The organism is Sphingomonas sp. TDK1 (assembly GCF_001650735.1).
In the GTDB taxonomy this organism is placed as follows: domain Bacteria; phylum Pseudomonadota; class Alphaproteobacteria; order Sphingomonadales; family Sphingomonadaceae; genus Sphingomonas.
In genome coordinates, this window is record NZ_LXVY01000044.1 from 206,763 (window position 1) to 222,644 (window position 15,882).

Genomic DNA, 15,882 nt, shown 5'->3' on the forward strand with positions numbered 1-15,882 from the left:
CCCGGTGGGCGGCAGTTCCTCATGGCGTGAACAAGGCGCCGCACGTTGCCGCGCGACCCCTGCTTTCATCTGAGGAAGACGATGGAAGGCACGGTTCCAGACAAATTATTTGTTGTTGCGCAACTATGAATATTTTGTTTCACAACAATGACCTGCGCATCCCGGGGCACGGGGTGCGCAGGTCTTCAGTCCGGCGGAAGGATCAGGGGCGCTGGAAGGTCCAGCGGCCGGCATCGCCGGCCGGATCGAACGGCATCAGCGCGGGCGTGCTGCGCCCGATGGCGACCAGTGCGCGGGGGTGCCGGGCGTCTGCCTGTGCCTTGGGCTGGATGCGATAGGTGCCGTCGGTCAGTTGGTCGATGCGCCAAAGCTGCTCCGGCGCGCCGGTAAAGGCAGGCACCGCCTGTACGCTGCCCTCCGGCCCCACCGCCAGCGCGCGTTCGGTGCCGGCGATCAGGATCTTGTAATAGGGGGCACCGAAGGCGCCGCCCGCCCCTTCGGCGGGGGAGATCGCCCATAGCTGGTGCGCGCGGATCATATAGTCGCCGAGATCGACCTCGACCGCGCCCGCGGGCCAGCTGACCCGGTTCTCCGCAAGCGTCTGGTTCGGGATCGGCCCCGTCGGATCGCCCGGCTTGGCGAAGAAGCTGCGCCGCGCGTCGAAGGGCATGCGGACGAAATCCACCGCCAGTTCGAGCGCGCTGCCGCTGCGCTGCGACTGGATCTCATAGGTGCCGGCCGGCAGATTCTCGCCGGCCACCGGCCAGCCGTTCTTCCACAGCAGCGGCAGGATGCCGAGCACGCTGCGCCCGCCGCGATCCAGATCGGATTCATAGTGCATCGAGAATTTCTCGACCCCGTCGCCAAGGTCGAGCAGTCCGAAATGCCCCGGCCCATATTGCCGGCCGCGCCCTGCCACGACCAGCGTGCCGCCGCCCTTGAGAAGCGGCACGCCCATATTGTCGACGAACGGCCCGGTCGGGCTGCGCGCGCGACCGACGCGAATATTGTACGACGAGTTCGGCCCGTCGCAGCAGGTGCCATGGGTGCCGAGCAGATAATACCAGCCGTCGCGGTGCAGCAGCGCGGTGGCTTCCATGTCGATCGCGACGTCGACCGGTTGGCTGCCCGGCATCTTGTCGCCCGTCTTCGGATCCAGCTCGATCATGCGGATATAGCCGAAATAGGTGCCGTAGCTCAGCCACAGCCGCCCCTCGGCGAACAGGAAGGCGGGATCAATCGCATCGGCCGGCTCCAGGCCGTTGGTCGAGGCGACCACGCCGACATCGTGATAGCCGAAGTCGGGGGACTTTGGATCGAGCGACCTCGTCCACATCACCTTGACGTTGCTGGCATGGCCGCCGTTCATCCCGCCGCCGCCCACCGCATAGGCGACGTAGAAGCGATCGCCGATCTTGATCACGTCGGGCGCGACGCCGCCGCCGGGCCGCTCGCCGCCACTGGCCCATGTCCAGCCATCCTCGGAGACGAGCCCGCCGCCGCGCGTGCCGAAGGTCCACCAGCGGCCATCGGAATAGGTGATCGTCGACGGATCGTGGATGAACGGCTGCCCCGCCAGCTGCGCGGAGGCGGTCTGGGGCTGTGCAAGCAGGAACAGCGCGGCGAGCGGCAGGGCGGCGAGCTTCATGGTGTTCCTCACTTCACGTCGATCGTGATGTCGCGGATCGGCTTGCCGCTCTCGTCGACGAACCGGGCGCAGAAGTCGCTGAGACCGGGGCCGTTGATGACCGCGCCGCGCAGTATGTTGCGCCCCTTCCGCAAGGTGATCGGCCGCGACAGGACATCGTCCATCACCATCCGCCGATCGCCGTAGAGCCCGGCGACTTCGTTGCCGTTCAGCCACCAGCGCGACGCCGAGTTCGACCCCATCGCCAGGCGCACGTCCCGCATCTCGCGCGGGGCGTTCACCACCGTTACCGCCCAGAAGATCACGCCATAGGTCGGCTTGCCGAGCCCCTGGGCGAGATAGAAGAGCTTCACGTCGAACAGGCTGGAATCCAGTGCGTGCCAGCGCAGGCCGCCTGCAGCCCCCTCCCCGTCGCGCGGGACGCGATCGAACGTGCCCGGATAGGTGGCGGGCGCCAGCGCTTCGCGGACATAGCTGGGGGTGAAGCCGGTATTGGTGCGGTTGGGCTTCACCACCGGTTCAAGCAGCAGCCAGCGACGCAGAAAGCCATCGGCGTCGGGCGCGATCGGATCGGCGGAGGCCGGCGTGAAATAGGGCGCGAGACCGGTGGGCGGCGGCAGCTTCTCTTCCACCATGCCCGCGGTCTGCGCATGCAGCGCTGCGGGCAAGAGCAGCACCCATGCAGATGCCATCGCGCAAAACCGCGCAGCCGAACGGGGCCTGCCCATCGCCTTTGTCTCCTCTCCCCGGCGACTCGTCGCGTCCGCCGTTGTTATCGGTAACAGCATGGCTAGGCCGCGTTGGACTGCGCCGTCAACTGACGAAACGATTGCCGCGGGCCTTCGGATCGCCGCCTTGGACCATAATCTTTATTTGGCAGCATCTTACATCGTTTGACAAAGACCTGCGCCGGGGCTTCGCAACGCTTGATTTTCTCGGACTAAACTGTCCTAATGTGCGCGCTAACATCCAGGGCTTCCGACCCGCGGGCCGGCAGCACTTAGGGGAGGAACTGCCGTGAAGATCGCTTTCGCCGCCATGGCTGCGGCCATGCTCATCGTGCAACCCGCGCAGGCGCAGACGGCGCCGGCGCCGATCGCCGAAGACTTCAAGCCCTCGACGCTCAATCAGCCGGGGCAGCAATATCCGCAGGTCAATTCGCAGGGCTATGTCCGCTTCCGCGTCGTCGCACCAGAAGCAAGCGCGGTGAGGGTGAGCCTAGGCCTGGGCGGCCGCGGCGGCACCACGCTCACCAAGGCGGCCGACGGCAGCTGGACCGGCACCACCGAGGGCCCGATGGACGAAGGGTTCCATTATTACCACCTCACCATCGACGGGGGTATTTTCAACGATCCGGGCACGCTCAACTTCTACGGGTCGACCCGCTGGGAGAGCGGGATCGAGATCCCGGCGCACGACGCCGATTTCTATGCGTTGAAGGACGTGCCGCACGGGCATGTCGAGCAGATCCTGTTCCCCTCGCCCAGCACCGGCACGCAGCGCCGGGCCTTCGTCTACACGCCGCCCGGCTACGAGAAGAACCCCGGCACCCGCTATCCGGTGCTCTATCTCCAGCATGGCTGGGGCGAGGACGAGACGGCGTGGAGCAATCAGGGCCATGCCAATCTGATCCTCGACAACCTGCTTGCCGGGGGGAAGACGCGGCCGTTCCTGATCGTCATGACCTATGGCATGACCAACGACGTGCGGCCGGGCCAGCCCGGCGGGCTCGCCAGCTTCGACATCAAGCCGTTCCAGACGGTGCTGCTGGACGAGCTGGTCCCCTATGTCGACGCGCACTACCGCACGCTGGCCGACCAGAAGCACCGGGCGATGGCCGGCCTGTCGATGGGCGGGTTCGAGACCAAGCTGATCGCGCTCAAGAATCTCGACCGCTTCGCCTATATCGGCCTGCTGAGCGGCGGCACCGTCTCGCTGGAGGATGTGAACACCACGCCCGGCTATCGCGACAAGGTGAAGCTGACCTTCGTCAGCTTCGGCAGCCGCGAGATCGAGGGCGGTCGCTCGGGCCCGCCGGGCGGTCCCAAGGTCGATCCGCGCGCCAATGCCGCGGCGATCAAGGCGGCGGGCATTCCCAGCGCCTTTTACGTCTCGCCGGGCACGGGCCATGAATTCCAGACCTGGCGGCGCAGCCTGCACGAAATGGCGCCTTTGCTGTTCCGCGACTGATTACCCGATGCGGGGTTCTGCCCCAGTCGTGCCCGAGAAATTCGATTGCGCCCGATCGACGCTGCAAATATGCGCAGACGACGGGCGCGATGTCGTTGCGAAATCGCATCGATCTTGGCGCAGGGCGCAAGGGGGCGAGGCAAGAGGTGGCAACCGCAGACCAGCCGGCGGTGGGCGGAAAACGGCGCCGGCACTGGCGTGACGGAGCGTTGTTCGCCGCGTTACTGGCGTCTGCGCCCCGCGTCTTGGCGCAGGACGCGCCGCCGCCCTCGCTAAGCTTCCAGGCGGCGCTCGCGCGTCTCGACCGGGCCTCACCGGGCCTGAGCGGCGAGGGACATGCCGTCCGCGCCAGCGAGGACCTCGCCGCCGCCACCCGCACGCTGCGCCGCCCGGTGGTCACCGCCTCGGCGAGCGTGATCGAATATCAGAAGACGCTGTCGGTCGACCTGTCCGAACCCAAGGCGGACGCGCTGGGCGCCACCAACGGCTTTCTCGACCAGCTCGGCGGGCAATTTTCCGGCACGAGCGCGCAGATCGTCGCGCAGGTGACCCAGCGGATCGGCGCGGCCCTGCCCCGGCTGTTCGGCGCGATCCCCGATACGCTCGAAGTCCAGACCCGCGACACCGTGTTCCGCCCGGCGATCACCGCGGCGATGCCGCTCTATACCGGCGGCGCGATCCCGGCGGTGCAGAAGGGGGCGGATGCGGCGGTAGGCATCGCCCGCGCCAGGCAGGCGGGCGGGCAGGATCTCTCCCGCGTCAATCTGGTGCGCGCCTATTTCGGCCAGAAGGTCGCCGCCCAGCTGACCGTTTCCACGCGCGAGCAGCTCGACGCCTTTGACCGCCACCTCGCCGACGCGCGCAAGCTGGAGGCGGAAGGCGTGCTCGCCCATGCCCGGGTGCTGGAGGTGGAAGTCGCCCGCAACACCGCCCAGCGCGCGCATGAACATGCCCGCAGCGAGGAGGCGATCGCCACCGATACGCTGGCGCGGCTGCTCGACCAGCCGGCGGGCATCACCGCCTCGACCCCGCTGTTCGTCCATTCCGAGCCGCTGCCGCCGCTCCAGCGCTTCCTCGACGGCGTCGACCAGTCGCCGCGCGCGGAGGGTGCGGATGCCGCCAAGAGCGCGGCGCAGGCAGGCGTCGACCTGGCCAGGTCGCGCTATCGTCCCCAGGCGTTCGCCTTCGGCAGCTACAACGCCAACCGCGACAATGCGCTGCCGACCGAACCCGACTGGATCGCCGGCGTCTCGCTGCGCATGACCCTGCTCTCCAACTTCGATCGCCGGAAGGCGCTGTCCGCCGCCCGCGAGAACGAAGCCGCCGCCGCCGATGCCGCCGCGCAAGCGCGCCGCGACGTGGCGGGGGAGATCGTCCGCGCCTGGAACATCGCCGAGGCGGCGCGCCGTTCCTTCCTGCTGCTCGACGCCAATCTCGCCGCCGCGCGCGAAAATCTCCGCGTGCAGCAGCTCTCCTTCCGCGAGGGCGAGGTCGCCTCGTCGTCGCTGATCGATGCCGAGGCGGCGCTGGCTACAGTGCGCACCCAGCGCCTCGCCGCGGCCTATGAATACGATCTGGGGCTGATGGCGCTGCTCGCCGCCAGCCACCGCGTCGACGCCTATAGCGACTTCATGGCGCGTGCCGACCGGCACGTGGAGGACCAGCAATGACCGACGAGACCGCGCCCGCGCCGCGCCCCCGCAAGACCATCCTCGCGGCCATCGCCGGGGTCGCGGTGCTGGTGCTGATCGTCGTCGGGCTGTGGCTCGCCAACCGGCCCGCACCCGAGCAGTTGCAGGGCATGGTCGATGCCGAGGAGGTCAACGTCGCCACCAAGGCGCTCGCCCGCGTCGAGACGCTGGTCGCCGAGGAAGGCCAGCGGGTCCGCGCCGGCATGCTGCTTGCGACGCTGTCGAGCCCCGAGATCGCCGGCGGCAAGGCGCAGGCCCAAGGCGCGGTGGACGCCGCCCGCGCGATCGCCTCGGAAACCAACGAAGGCGCCCGGCAGGAAGACATCGCCTCGCTGCGCTCCACCTGGCAGGCGGCGCAAGCGGCGGCCGATCTCGCCGCGGTGACCAGCCGGCGCACCGCGAACCTCTATGCGCAGGGCGTGGTCGCGGCGCAGCGGCGCGACGAGGCAGCCGCGGCGCGCGACGCCAGCGCCAAGCAGGCCGAGGCCGCGCGCCAGCAATATCTGAAGGCGCTCGCCGGCGCCCGCCCGCAGAACAAGCAGGCGGCCAATGCCCAGGTCCGCATCGCCGAAGCCGCATTGCAGACCGCCACCGCGCTCGGCCGCGAGACGCAGCTCGTCTCGCCGATCGATGGCGAGGTGTCGCGCAAGCTTGTGCAGCCGGGCGAGGTCGTCAGCCCGGTGATCCCGACCTATCAGGTGCTCGACATCGACCATCCCTGGATCGCGCTGACCGTGCGCGAGGATCGCTTCCGGGGCATCGCCATGGGCAAGCGGCTGCGCGGGCATATCCCCGCGCTCGGCCGCGACGGCGATTTCGCGGTGTACCAGATCGCCCCGCGCGGCGACTTCGCGACGTGGCGCGCGACCCGTCAGGCCTCGGGCTATGACGTCCGCGCCTTCGAGGTGAAGCTGCGCCCCGCTGCCCCCATCGCCGGCCTGCGCCCCGGCATGAGCGTGCTGTTCGACTGGCCGCAATGAGCGCGTTCGGCCACGCCTTGCGGGCGGAGCTGCGCCATCTGGCGCGGGACCGCTGGGACCTGGCCGGGCTGACGCTGATCCCCGGCATCCTGCTGCTGCTGGTCGGCGCGATGTTCTGGCAGGGATCGATGCGGCGGCTGCCGATCATCGTCGTCGATGACGATCGCAGTTCCGCCAGCCGCACCCTTCTCCGCGCGATCGACGCGACGCCGCTGGTCCGCATCGCCGGCATGCGCGCCAGCGAGGCGGAGGCGGTGGATGCGGTGCGACGCGGCCATGCGAACGGCTTCGTGCATCTGCCCAAGGATCTGGGGAAAGGCATTGCCCGGCACCGCACGCCGGTGATCCGGATTCTCTACAATGCCAGCTTCCTCTCCTCCGGCTCGCAGGCGGCGAGCGGCGCGGCGAGCGCGATCCAGTCCGCCGCCGCGACTTTGGTGGTGGACCAGCTTGCCAGCCACGCCCTGCCCCCGGATCCCGCCCGGCGGTTCGCGGTGGAGGCCGTGCCGCTCAACAATGCGGCATCCAGCTTTGAATGGTTCCTGAGCACGCTGATCTATCCGGCCGTGTTGCATCTGGTCGCGGCGGTCACCTCGGCGATGGCGCTGGGTCGCGAGCTGGAGGCACGTTCGCTCGGCGGCTGGGCCCGGCGAAGCGGCGCGGCCCTGCCCGCCTTGCTCGGCAAGCTGCTCCCCTATGTCGCGGCGGCGAGCCTGTGGGGCGTCGCCTGGCTGCTGTTCGTCACGCTGGCGCGCGGATGGCGGGTGGAAGGCAGTATCGCCGCGATCGTGGCGGGACAGGCCCTGTTCTACGCCGGCACCGCCGCCATCTCCGCCTTGCTGGTCGCCGCGACGCGCGAAACCGCCACCGCGCTTTCGGTGTGCGCCGTCTATGCCGGCTCGGCGCTGGCCTATGCGGGCGCCACCCTGCCGCTCAACGGCGGCAGCGGCTTTGCGCGGTTCTGGAGCGAGGTGCTGCCCCTCACCCACTATCTCGCCCTCCAGACCGGCCAGCTGGGCGGACAGGAGTTGCGAACCATCGCCCCGCCGATGCTGGCGCTGCTCGCCTATGTGCTGGTTGCGGGCGGTGCGGCGTGGCTGCTGATCCGGCGGCAGGCACGATGAGCTTCGGCCGCGCCTTCCGCGCCACCTGGGCGACGGTGCTGGCGTCGCGCACCCTGCTGAGCACGATGCTGCTCGCGGTGGTGCTCTATGCCTTTTACTATCCGGCGCCCTATAGCCAGGAAGTCGCGCAGCAATTGCCGGTGGTGCTGGTCGACGAGGATGCGAGCGCGCTGAGCCGCGAACTGGTCCGCGATCTCGAAGCGACACGCGCCGTGGTCGTGGTCGATCGGGCGCCCGGCGTGGCCGAGGCGCAGGCAGCATTGCGCGCCGGCAAGGCAGACGGCGTGGTACTGATCGCGCGCGGGCTGGAGCGCCAGCTGCGCACGGGCGCGCCCGGCGCCGGCATCGCGGTGTGGGTCAACGCCTCCTACCTGCTGCGCGCCAGCACCATCGGCGAAGCGGTGACGGAGGTGCTGCGCCACCTTGCGGTCGAGAAGCTGGCGGTGCTGGGCCAGATCGTGCGGGGCGGACCGCCGGTCACCGTGATCCGCGAACCGCTGTTCAACCCGACGGCGGGGTACAAGGGCTATGTCTTCCCCGCGGTCGCCATCGTCATCGTCCAGCAGACCCTGCTGTTCGGCGCAGCCACCTTCATGGGCGGCCGCCGCAGCCAGGGCAGCTGGCGGATGGGCCGGGCGGAATATCTCGGCACCTGGGCGGCCTTCGCCTCGGTGGGCATCTGCACCTGCCTCTTCCTGTTCGGCTTCATCTTCTGGGTGCAGGGCATTCCGCGGGACGAGAATGTGGGCGGCATGCTGTTCGCGACGCCGCTCCTGTCCGCCGCGGTCGCCGGGCTGGGGCTGTGGCTGGGCAGCTTCTTCGATCGCTCCGAGCGGGCGATGGTGATCCTGGGGCCAACCTCGGCGCCCTTCTTCTTCCTGTCCGGCACCGCCTGGCCACTCGACCAGATGCCGCGCTTCGTCCAGCTGCTGGCCCAGGCCATTCCATCGACCAGCGGCGTGCATGTGTTCGTGCCGCTGAACCAGATGCATGCCACGCTCGCCGATGTGGCACCCGGTTTGGCGATCCTGTCGGGGCTCGGCCTGCTGTATGGCGGGCTCGGCTGGCAGCGGATCGCCCGCCACGGCGGACGTCCGCCCGCCCAGAATGTCTAGCGCGCCCGCAGATCCGCCAGCATCGCCTTCGCCGCGCGCGCGAATTCGGCGCAATCCTTCTGCGCGGACGGCAGCGCCTGGCGGAAATTGACGAAGCCGTGGATCATGCCGCACGCCTCCGGCCTCTGCACCGGCGTTCCGGTCGCCGCCACGCGATCGGCATAGGCAAGGGCGGCGTCGCGGAGCGGATCGAGCCCTGCCGTGTGGACCAGAAGCGGCACCGGCGGTGTCGGCCCATGCACGCAATCGTGGCGCGGATCGCCTTCCGGCGCGCCATATTGCGCATCGAACCAGGCCATATCGGCGCGGCTGAGAAAATAGCCCTCGCCGAATGCGCGGAAGGACGGCCAGTCCGTCCCGCCGCCGACATAGGGGTAGAGCGCCCAGCAGGCGCGCACCGGCAATCCGGCCGGCCGCTCGTCCAGCCGCTGGGTCGTCACGATGGCGAGGTTGCCGCCGGCGCTGTCCCCGCACGGGATCAGCCCGGTCACGCGGAAGCCGAACGCCTGCGGCTCCTGCGCTACCCAGCGTGCCGCCGCCTCGGCATCGTCGACGGCGGCGGGGAAAGGATGTTCGGGCGCACGGCGATAGTCGATCGCGAGCAGCGGCAGGTCCAGCGTGTCGGCCAGCCAGGTGCAGAAGCTGTGATGCGTTTCCAGATCGCCGATCACGAAGCCGCCGCCGTGGAAGAACAGGATGAGCGGCGTGTCGCCGCGCTCGGCACGGCGATCGTAGAGCCGGGCGGCGAGCACGCCCGCCGGGCCGGGGACCACCGCATCCTCGATCCGGGCGAGCGGCACCGGCGGGGCATCGGCGACGGCGCAATTGGCGCGCATCACCAGCCGCGCCGCCTCCACCGGCAGCGTCGAGAGCGGCGGCGCGGCGCTTTCGGCGAGATAGGCGAGGAACGCGGCGACGTCGTCGCGGGGGGTGGCGTCGGTCATGCGCCCGGTTCCATCAGCAGCACCGGCTTGATCACCGCACCGCTTTCCGAGTCCGCCACGGCACGCCCGATTTCGGCGAAGGGATAGGTGCGCACCAGCTTCTCCATCGGCAGCCAGCCGGCGCGATAATGCTCGATCAGCTCGGGGAGAAAGCGCTGCGGATCGATGCCGCCTTCCACCACGCCGACGATGCGCCGGCCGAGACTCATGATCGCGGACGCCTCCACGGTCAGCTTCGGATCGGACGGATAGGCGCCGACCAGGGCCAGCGTGCCGCGTGCGGCGAGCAGGTCCACCGCCGGCCCCAGCAAGGCGGGGACGCCGGTGGTATCGACGATATGGTCGAAGGGGCCCGAGAGCGCCTCCAGGCTGGTGGCGATGTCGGTCGCGCCAAGCTCCCGGCCAAGCGCCAGCCGGTGGGCGTGGCGATCGAGCAGCGCGATCCGCCCGGCCCCCGCGATGCCCGCCGCCATCACCGCGGCGAGACCGACGGCACCCGCGCCGAAGATCGCGATCGTATCGCCCGCACCGACCTTCAGCGTCTCCAGCACGGTGCCCGCCCCGGTCTGGATGCCGCAGCCCAGCGGGGCGAGCAGGTGCAGCGGCAGATCGGTATCCACCTTCACCACGTTGCGCGGGTGGGCGAGCGCATGGGTGGCGAAGGCGGATTGGCCGAAGATGTTGCTGCCCACACGCTCCGGCCCGCGCCACAGTCCGCCTTGCGCCGGTGCCAGCGCGCCCAGAAAGTTGCGCGGGAAGAATTCGGGGCAATAGCCGGGCTGGTGATCGTGGCAGGCCGGGCAGGCACCGCAGCTGTCGAAGCTGAGCAGGACATGGTCGCCGGGGGCGAGGCCGCTCACCCCCGGTCCCACCGCCTCGACCACGCCCGCGCCCTCATGGCCGAAGACGGCGGGGAACGGCACCGGCAGCGCGCCGTCGCGCATCACCATGTCGGTATGGCACACGCCGCAGGCGACGATCCGCACCAGCAGCTGGTCCGGCCCGGGCGCGTCGATCCGGACCGTCTCGATGCGGAAGTCCCCGCCTGCCGCCTCGGTGACGGCTGCCTGGATGTCCATGAATGCGCTCCCGTTAGAATTTGAAGCCGAAGCGCGCATACCATTCGCGCGGGCGGCTATAGGTGCCGAAGAAGGTGCCGTCGGCGATGTTGGAGCCGCCGGAGGTGAGGTAGCGATTGTCGGTCAGGTTGGTGCCGCCCACGGTGAGCGTCCAATGGTCGTGCGGCTCCTGATAGGCGATGCTGGCATTGACCAGATCGATCGCGCCGCGGCGCAGGATGTAGGTGCGCTGGGTATCGTTCCACACGCTGCTGGCATGGCTCCAGTCGGCGAGGAAGATCAGCGACGCGCCGTTGCCGATGCGGGTTTCGTAGCGCGGCGCGATGTTGGTCTTCCAGCTCGGCGTCTTGGGCAGCGGCGCGCCGACCACGGTGCCGGCCTGGAACGGGTTGGGGCCGCCCACGGCCGCCGCGGCGGGCGAGACGCTGGTGTAATAGGCGTCGATATAGCCGAGCGAGGCATTGACGGTGAGGCCGCGCACCGGCGCCGCGATCGCCTCCAGCTCGAAACCGCGGATCCGGGCGTTGCCGGCATTGGCGATGGTCGGCGAGGTGCCGATCTGGATGTTGAGCTGGATGCCCTTGTATTCGGTGTTGAAGGCGGCGGCGTTGAGCTGGAGCTTGCGATCGAGCAGCGTCGACTTCACGCCGATCTCGGTGGTCGTCGCGGTCTCCTCGTTGAAGTCGGGCGCTACATTGCCCTGCGGGTTGGTGAGGCGCGTGGTCCAGCCGCCGGTCTTGTAGCCGCGCGACCAGCTGCCATAGACCATCACATTGTCGTTCGGGTGCAGCTGCACGCCGAACTTGGGCGAGAAATCGCTGAACTTCTTGCGATTCAACCCCGGCACATAGACCCGCACCGGATTGCTGGGATCGGGATAGCCGAGCCCCGTCTGGCAGGTCACCGGCGCGAGCGGGAACGGGCCGTTCGGCGTGATGTTGCCATTGGCATCCGAACAGCCGAACAGCTTGTAGTTGAAGCCGTTCAGTTCCTGCTGGCCGCCCTCGAACCGCTTCTTCTCGTTGGTGTAGCGACCGCCGATGGTGAGGCCGAGCCAATCGGTAGGGCGATAGTCGATCTGGCCGAAGGCGGCATAGTTGGCGGTCTCCAGCCGGTTGGGACCGTCCACCTGCACCTGGCCCTCGGCGAAGGTCACGTAATCGTGGAGGTTGCCCGCTTCCTTGAAGTAATAGCCGCCGAGGACGTAGTTGAGCTTGTTGTCGAGCGCCTTGCCGAGCAGCTGCACTTCCTGGCTGAACTGCCACTGGTGCATGGTGAAGCTGAGCTGGAGGAAGTTGAGCGGCGAGCCGTCGGCATCGAGCCCGGCAGCCCAGTCGAGCTGGCGATAGGCGGTGATCGACTTGAGCGCGATGCTGTCGCTCAGGTCATAGTCGATGACGCCCGAGAAGCCCCAGTTCTTGAGGTCGGAAAAGCTGTTGCCGGTGGCATAGCTCTTGTCCGGATCGGCGAGGACGTAGCGGCTGTCCCAGGGCAGGCGGTTGTTCGCCGGATTGCCGTCGACATTGACGCCGGCATAGCTCGGCACCTGGAAGCGCGGGTTGAACTGCGTGCCGGAGGTGCCGCACAGCGCCTGGGCACCCCGCGCGGCGATCTGCGCCGAAGTCGCGCCGATGCAGAAATTGTAGAGCCCGGCGAAGTTGAAGCCGGTCGTGCCGGTGGGGTCGAACCCCGTGCCGGGCAGGTTGCTCGTGCCGGCGAAATTGCCGGGCACGGTCTCCGCGGTGCCCAGCAGCTTGTTGGCGCTGGTGCCCTTGTCGCGGCTATAGTCCCCGGACAGGGTGAGCGTGAACGGCCCGCCCTGCGCCCATTTCAGCTTGCCGCGCAGGTTCCAGTTGTCGTTGCCGCCTTCGCGCTGGCCGTTGCCATAGCCCGCCGCCGAGAAGGCGGTATAGGAGGGCGTGTTGTTGGCGCGCTGGTCCGGATAGGGGATGCGCTCCAGATAGCCGTCGCGGGACTGCACCCCGAAGCTGAGGATCGCGCCCAGCCCGTCGGTGATGGGGATGTCGACCGATCCGCGCGCGCCCAGCCGCTTGTAGCTGCCCGTGGTCACGTCGCCCTGGACGCGGAATTCCTTGCCGGGATCGCGGGTGACGATCGAGATCGCGCCGCCGATCGTGTTGCGGCCGAACAGCGTGCCCTGGGGGCCCTTCAGCACTTCCACGCGGGCGACGTCCATCAGATCCTGGTTCGCGCCCACCGTGCGGGCGAGATAGACGCCGTCCAGATAAAGGCCGACGCCGGGATCGATGTTGAAGGCGAAATCGTCCGAGCCGATGCCGCGGATATAGGCCGAAAGCACCGCGGGCGAGCCCGAGAACGGCGTACCGGCATCCAGATTGACGTTGGGCGCGATCGCCGAGAGCTGGGCGACGCTGCCGACGGCGCGCTCCTTCAACGTATCCGCACCGAAAGCGGAGATGGCGATCGGCACGTCCTGCACATTCTCGGCACGCTTCTGCGCGGTGACGACGATTTCCGCGATGCCGCCATCCTGTGCCTTGGCTTCCGGCTGCGTGGGCTGTTCGGTGCTTTGGGCCCAGACGGGCGCCGCCCATGCCGCCGAAGCAAGCAGGGCCGTGGCGAGACCAATGCGCATTTTTCCTCTCCTGATGGCGCGCCTTTTCGGCGCTTTATGGGGGGAGGCTAGCGCGACACCGGCGCCCCGTCTTGGACGGGTGCGCACCGCGATCAGGACGGACGCGCACCCCTGCACCGCCATTCGCGCGGGCTGGTGCCGAAGCGACGGCGGAAGCAGCGGCTGAAAAAGGCCGCGTCGTTGAAGCCGAGCGCAAAGGCGATGTCGGTCACACTGCGACCGGGCTCCGCCACCAGCAGTTCCGCCGCGCGCATAAGCCGACGATCGGTGATGAAGGCGGTGGGCGTGAGGCCGGTTTCGCGCAGGAATGCCTTCTGCACCGCGCGCGGACTGAGCCCGGTCGCCGCGCACAGAGACGCAGTGCCGAGTTCGGGATCGCCCAGATGCCGCAGCGCATAGGCCACCGGCGTTTCCGTTCCTACCGCCACGAACGGCGCACTGCGCTGCTGGCGGCACACCAGCCGCGTCGCATCGACCAGCAGGCTGCCTACGCCATCATCGACATCGCCGAGCATCGCGCGCTGGTCCCACAGCCCCAGCAGCATGTGATTGAGGAAGGCGACATGCGGATCCTGCCCCGGCAGCAGCCGGCCGTGCAGCGTTCCGAGCCCGATGCCGTCGCCGAGCAGCGCGGCCGGCACCTGGAGGATCAGGCATTCGTTGGCGTCGGAAATGTCGATCGCATAGGGTCGGCTGTCGTCCGCGACGAGGATGTCGCCCATCCCGCCCGACACGGCCGCATCGCCGTGCAGCATCGTCAGCCGCCCGCGCCGCTGGAGATGAAGCAGCAGGTTGTGCCCGTCGCGATTGCCCTCGCGCCGCACCTGTGCGCGCGCGCTCCTGGCCCGGGCGAGGCCCACCGGCCCCAGGTACCACCGGGCGAGATCGGCGCGGATGCCTTCGGGGGCGATGGCGGTCATGCCCGGAAAGGCTTCGGCGACGATGTCGCGCCAGAAGAGATGCCGCCGCTGGGGCGGCACCGCCTGGGTGGTGAAATGTTCGACCGCGCTCAGGCGGCCGGCTCCAGTTCGACCGCGTTGACGATATGCGCCTGGGTATATTCGTGCAGCCCCGACTGGCCGAGCTCGCCGCCCAGCCCCGACTGTTTGGATCCGCGGAACGGGATGCGCGGATCGATGGCGAGATGCTGGTTCACCCACACCGTGCCGCTGTCGATCTTCATCGCCACTTCCGTCGCGCGCGCCACGTCGCGGCCCCAGATCGTGCCGCCAAGACCGTATTCCGAATCATTGGCGCGCGCGATCACCTCCTCGATGTCGCGATATTTCAGCACCGGCAGCACCGGGCCGAACTGCTCCTCGCGCACCAGCGGGGCATCGTCGTCGAGATCGCGGACGATCGTCGGCGGGATGAAATAGCCCGGGCGATCAAGCGCATCGCCGCCGGCCAGCACGGTGCCGCGCTGCTTGGCGTCCGCGATCAGCGCCTTGACCTTCTCGAACTGCATGGCGTTCTGCACCGGGCCGACCTTGGCGCCCTGCTTGGCGCCGTCATCGACCACCGTGTTGCGGGCCAGCTCGGCGATTTCGTCGCAGAATTCCTCGTACATGCCCTCCGGCACATAGGCGCGCTTCACCGCGACGCAGATCTGCCCGGCATTGTACATCGCGCCCTGGAACACCTTCTGGGCGGCCAGCGCCGGCTCGACATCGTCGAGCACGATCGCGGCGTCGTTGCCGCCCAGCTCCAGCGTCACCCGCTTCACGCCGTCGGCGGCGCTGGCCATCACCTTCTTGCCGGTCGCGGTCGAGCCGGTGAAGGCGACCTTGGCGACATCCGGATGCGCGGTGAGCAGCGCGCCCAGGTCGTTCTGGTCGCAGACGATGTTGATGACGCCCGGCGGCAGCAGCTCGGCGAAGATCTCGCCCATCAGCAGCGAGGTGAGCGGCGTGGTCGGCGCGGGCTTGAGCACCATGGTGTTGCCGGCGACCAGCGCCGGGCCGATCTTGTTGGCCGCGAGGATCATCGGGAAGTTCCACGGCGTGATCGCCGCGACCACGCCCAGCGGCGTGCGATGCTCGACCACGCGGTTGCCGCCCTCGTCGCGCAGCACCTTGGTTTCCGGGCGCATCTGGGTGAAGGCGCGCAGGGTGAACACGGTGCCCATCACCTCGCCGGTCGCTTGGTCGAGCGGCTTGCCCTGTTCGGTGGTGAGCAGGCTGGCGAACTCGCTCAGCCGCTCCTGCAGGCGCGCGGCGACTGCCTCGATCTTGGCGGCGCGCTCCTCGATCGGCGTCGCGGCCCAGCCCGGGAAGGCGGCCTTGGCGGCGGCGACGGCGGCGTTGAGCTGATCGGCATCCGCCTTGGGGCAGCGTGCGAACGGCTCGGCGGTGGCCGGATTGATGACGTCGAACTGCGCGGCGCCGTCGACCGCTTCGCCATTGATCAACAGCTTGAAGGTGCGTTCCAAAGCCATTCTCCTAAAACAGGCCGCGACTCGCCGCGGCGGATCTTCTATTTTGCTCAAATGTAT

At 68.9% G+C, this 15,882-nt stretch carries 12 protein-coding genes; 5 read left to right on the forward strand and 7 right to left on the reverse strand.

The features are described 5' to 3' along the window. Nucleotides 1–202: 202 nt before the first annotated feature. Both A7X12_RS21020 and A7X12_RS21025 read right to left on the reverse strand, forming a co-directional pair. A complete protein-coding gene (locus A7X12_RS21020; protein WP_064313393.1) occupies nt 203–1,648 on the reverse strand; it encodes a family 43 glycosylhydrolase in 1,446 nt (481 codons plus the stop codon). 8 nt (nt 1,649–1,656) lie between these two features. Next, complete coding sequence (locus A7X12_RS21025) at nt 1,657–2,340, reverse strand: hypothetical protein (protein WP_064313394.1); 684 nt, start codon at nt 2,338–2,340, stop codon at nt 1,657–1,659. A 325-nt stretch (nt 2,341–2,665) separates the two neighbouring features. Between A7X12_RS21025 and A7X12_RS21030 the strand changes: the two genes are divergently transcribed. The 5 genes from A7X12_RS21030 to A7X12_RS21050 all read left to right on the forward strand — a co-directional run bounded on the left by A7X12_RS21030 (nt 2,666) and on the right by A7X12_RS21050 (nt 8,748). Continuing rightward, nucleotides 2,666–3,838, forward strand: coding sequence for an alpha/beta hydrolase (locus tag A7X12_RS21030; RefSeq protein ID WP_198162119.1), 1,173 nt, complete (start codon nt 2,666–2,668; stop codon nt 3,836–3,838). 146 nt (nt 3,839–3,984) lie between these two features. Further along, nucleotides 3,985–5,508, forward strand: a complete 1,524-nt coding sequence (locus tag A7X12_RS21035; RefSeq protein ID WP_232318630.1) for a TolC family protein — start codon at nt 3,985–3,987, stop codon at nt 5,506–5,508. After that, nucleotides 5,505–6,509 carry an HlyD family secretion protein gene (locus A7X12_RS21040; RefSeq protein ID WP_064313395.1) on the forward strand — a complete coding sequence of 335 codons (1,005 nt, stop codon included), beginning with the start codon at nt 5,505–5,507 and terminating at the stop codon, nt 6,507–6,509. Before A7X12_RS21035 ends, A7X12_RS21040 begins: the two co-directional genes overlap by 4 nt. Beyond that, entirely contained in the window at nt 6,506–7,633 is a 1,128-nt protein-coding gene (locus A7X12_RS21045) for an ABC transporter permease (RefSeq protein ID WP_064313396.1), read from the forward strand. The genes A7X12_RS21040 and A7X12_RS21045 overlap by 4 nt, the downstream gene beginning before the upstream one ends. Then, nucleotides 7,603–8,748: an ABC transporter permease gene (locus A7X12_RS21050; RefSeq protein ID WP_232318631.1), complete on the forward strand. Its 1,146-nt coding sequence runs from the start codon at nt 7,603–7,605 to the stop codon at nt 8,746–8,748. The genes A7X12_RS21045 and A7X12_RS21050 overlap by 31 nt, the downstream gene beginning before the upstream one ends. Here A7X12_RS21050 and A7X12_RS21055 read toward each other — a convergent pair. The 5 genes from A7X12_RS21055 to A7X12_RS21075 all read right to left on the reverse strand — a co-directional run bounded on the left by A7X12_RS21055 (nt 8,745) and on the right by A7X12_RS21075 (nt 15,819). Continuing rightward, the gene (locus A7X12_RS21055) at nt 8,745–9,692 is read right to left on the reverse strand and encodes an alpha/beta hydrolase (protein ID WP_064313398.1); all 948 of its coding nucleotides are present in this window, start codon (nt 9,690–9,692) and stop codon (nt 8,745–8,747) included. The genes A7X12_RS21050 and A7X12_RS21055 overlap by 4 nt on opposite strands. Continuing rightward, nucleotides 9,689–10,771, reverse strand: a complete 1,083-nt coding sequence (locus A7X12_RS21060) for an NAD(P)-dependent alcohol dehydrogenase (protein WP_064313399.1) — start codon at nt 10,769–10,771, stop codon at nt 9,689–9,691. Before A7X12_RS21060 ends, A7X12_RS21055 begins: the two co-directional genes overlap by 4 nt. Nucleotides 10,772–10,784: 13 nt before the next feature. Further along, entirely contained in the window at nt 10,785–13,388 is a 2,604-nt protein-coding gene (locus A7X12_RS21065; protein WP_064313400.1) for a TonB-dependent receptor, read from the reverse strand. Nucleotides 13,389–13,480: 92 nt separating this feature from the next. After that, nucleotides 13,481–14,368, reverse strand: a complete 888-nt coding sequence (locus A7X12_RS21070; RefSeq protein WP_084445855.1) for an AraC family transcriptional regulator — start codon at nt 14,366–14,368, stop codon at nt 13,481–13,483. Between the two features lie 29 nt (nt 14,369–14,397). Then, nucleotides 14,398–15,819 (reverse strand): aldehyde dehydrogenase family protein, encoded by a 1,422-nt coding sequence (locus A7X12_RS21075; RefSeq protein ID WP_064313499.1) that lies wholly within the window; start codon nt 15,817–15,819, stop codon nt 14,398–14,400. Between the last annotated feature and the right edge of the window lie 63 nt (nt 15,820–15,882).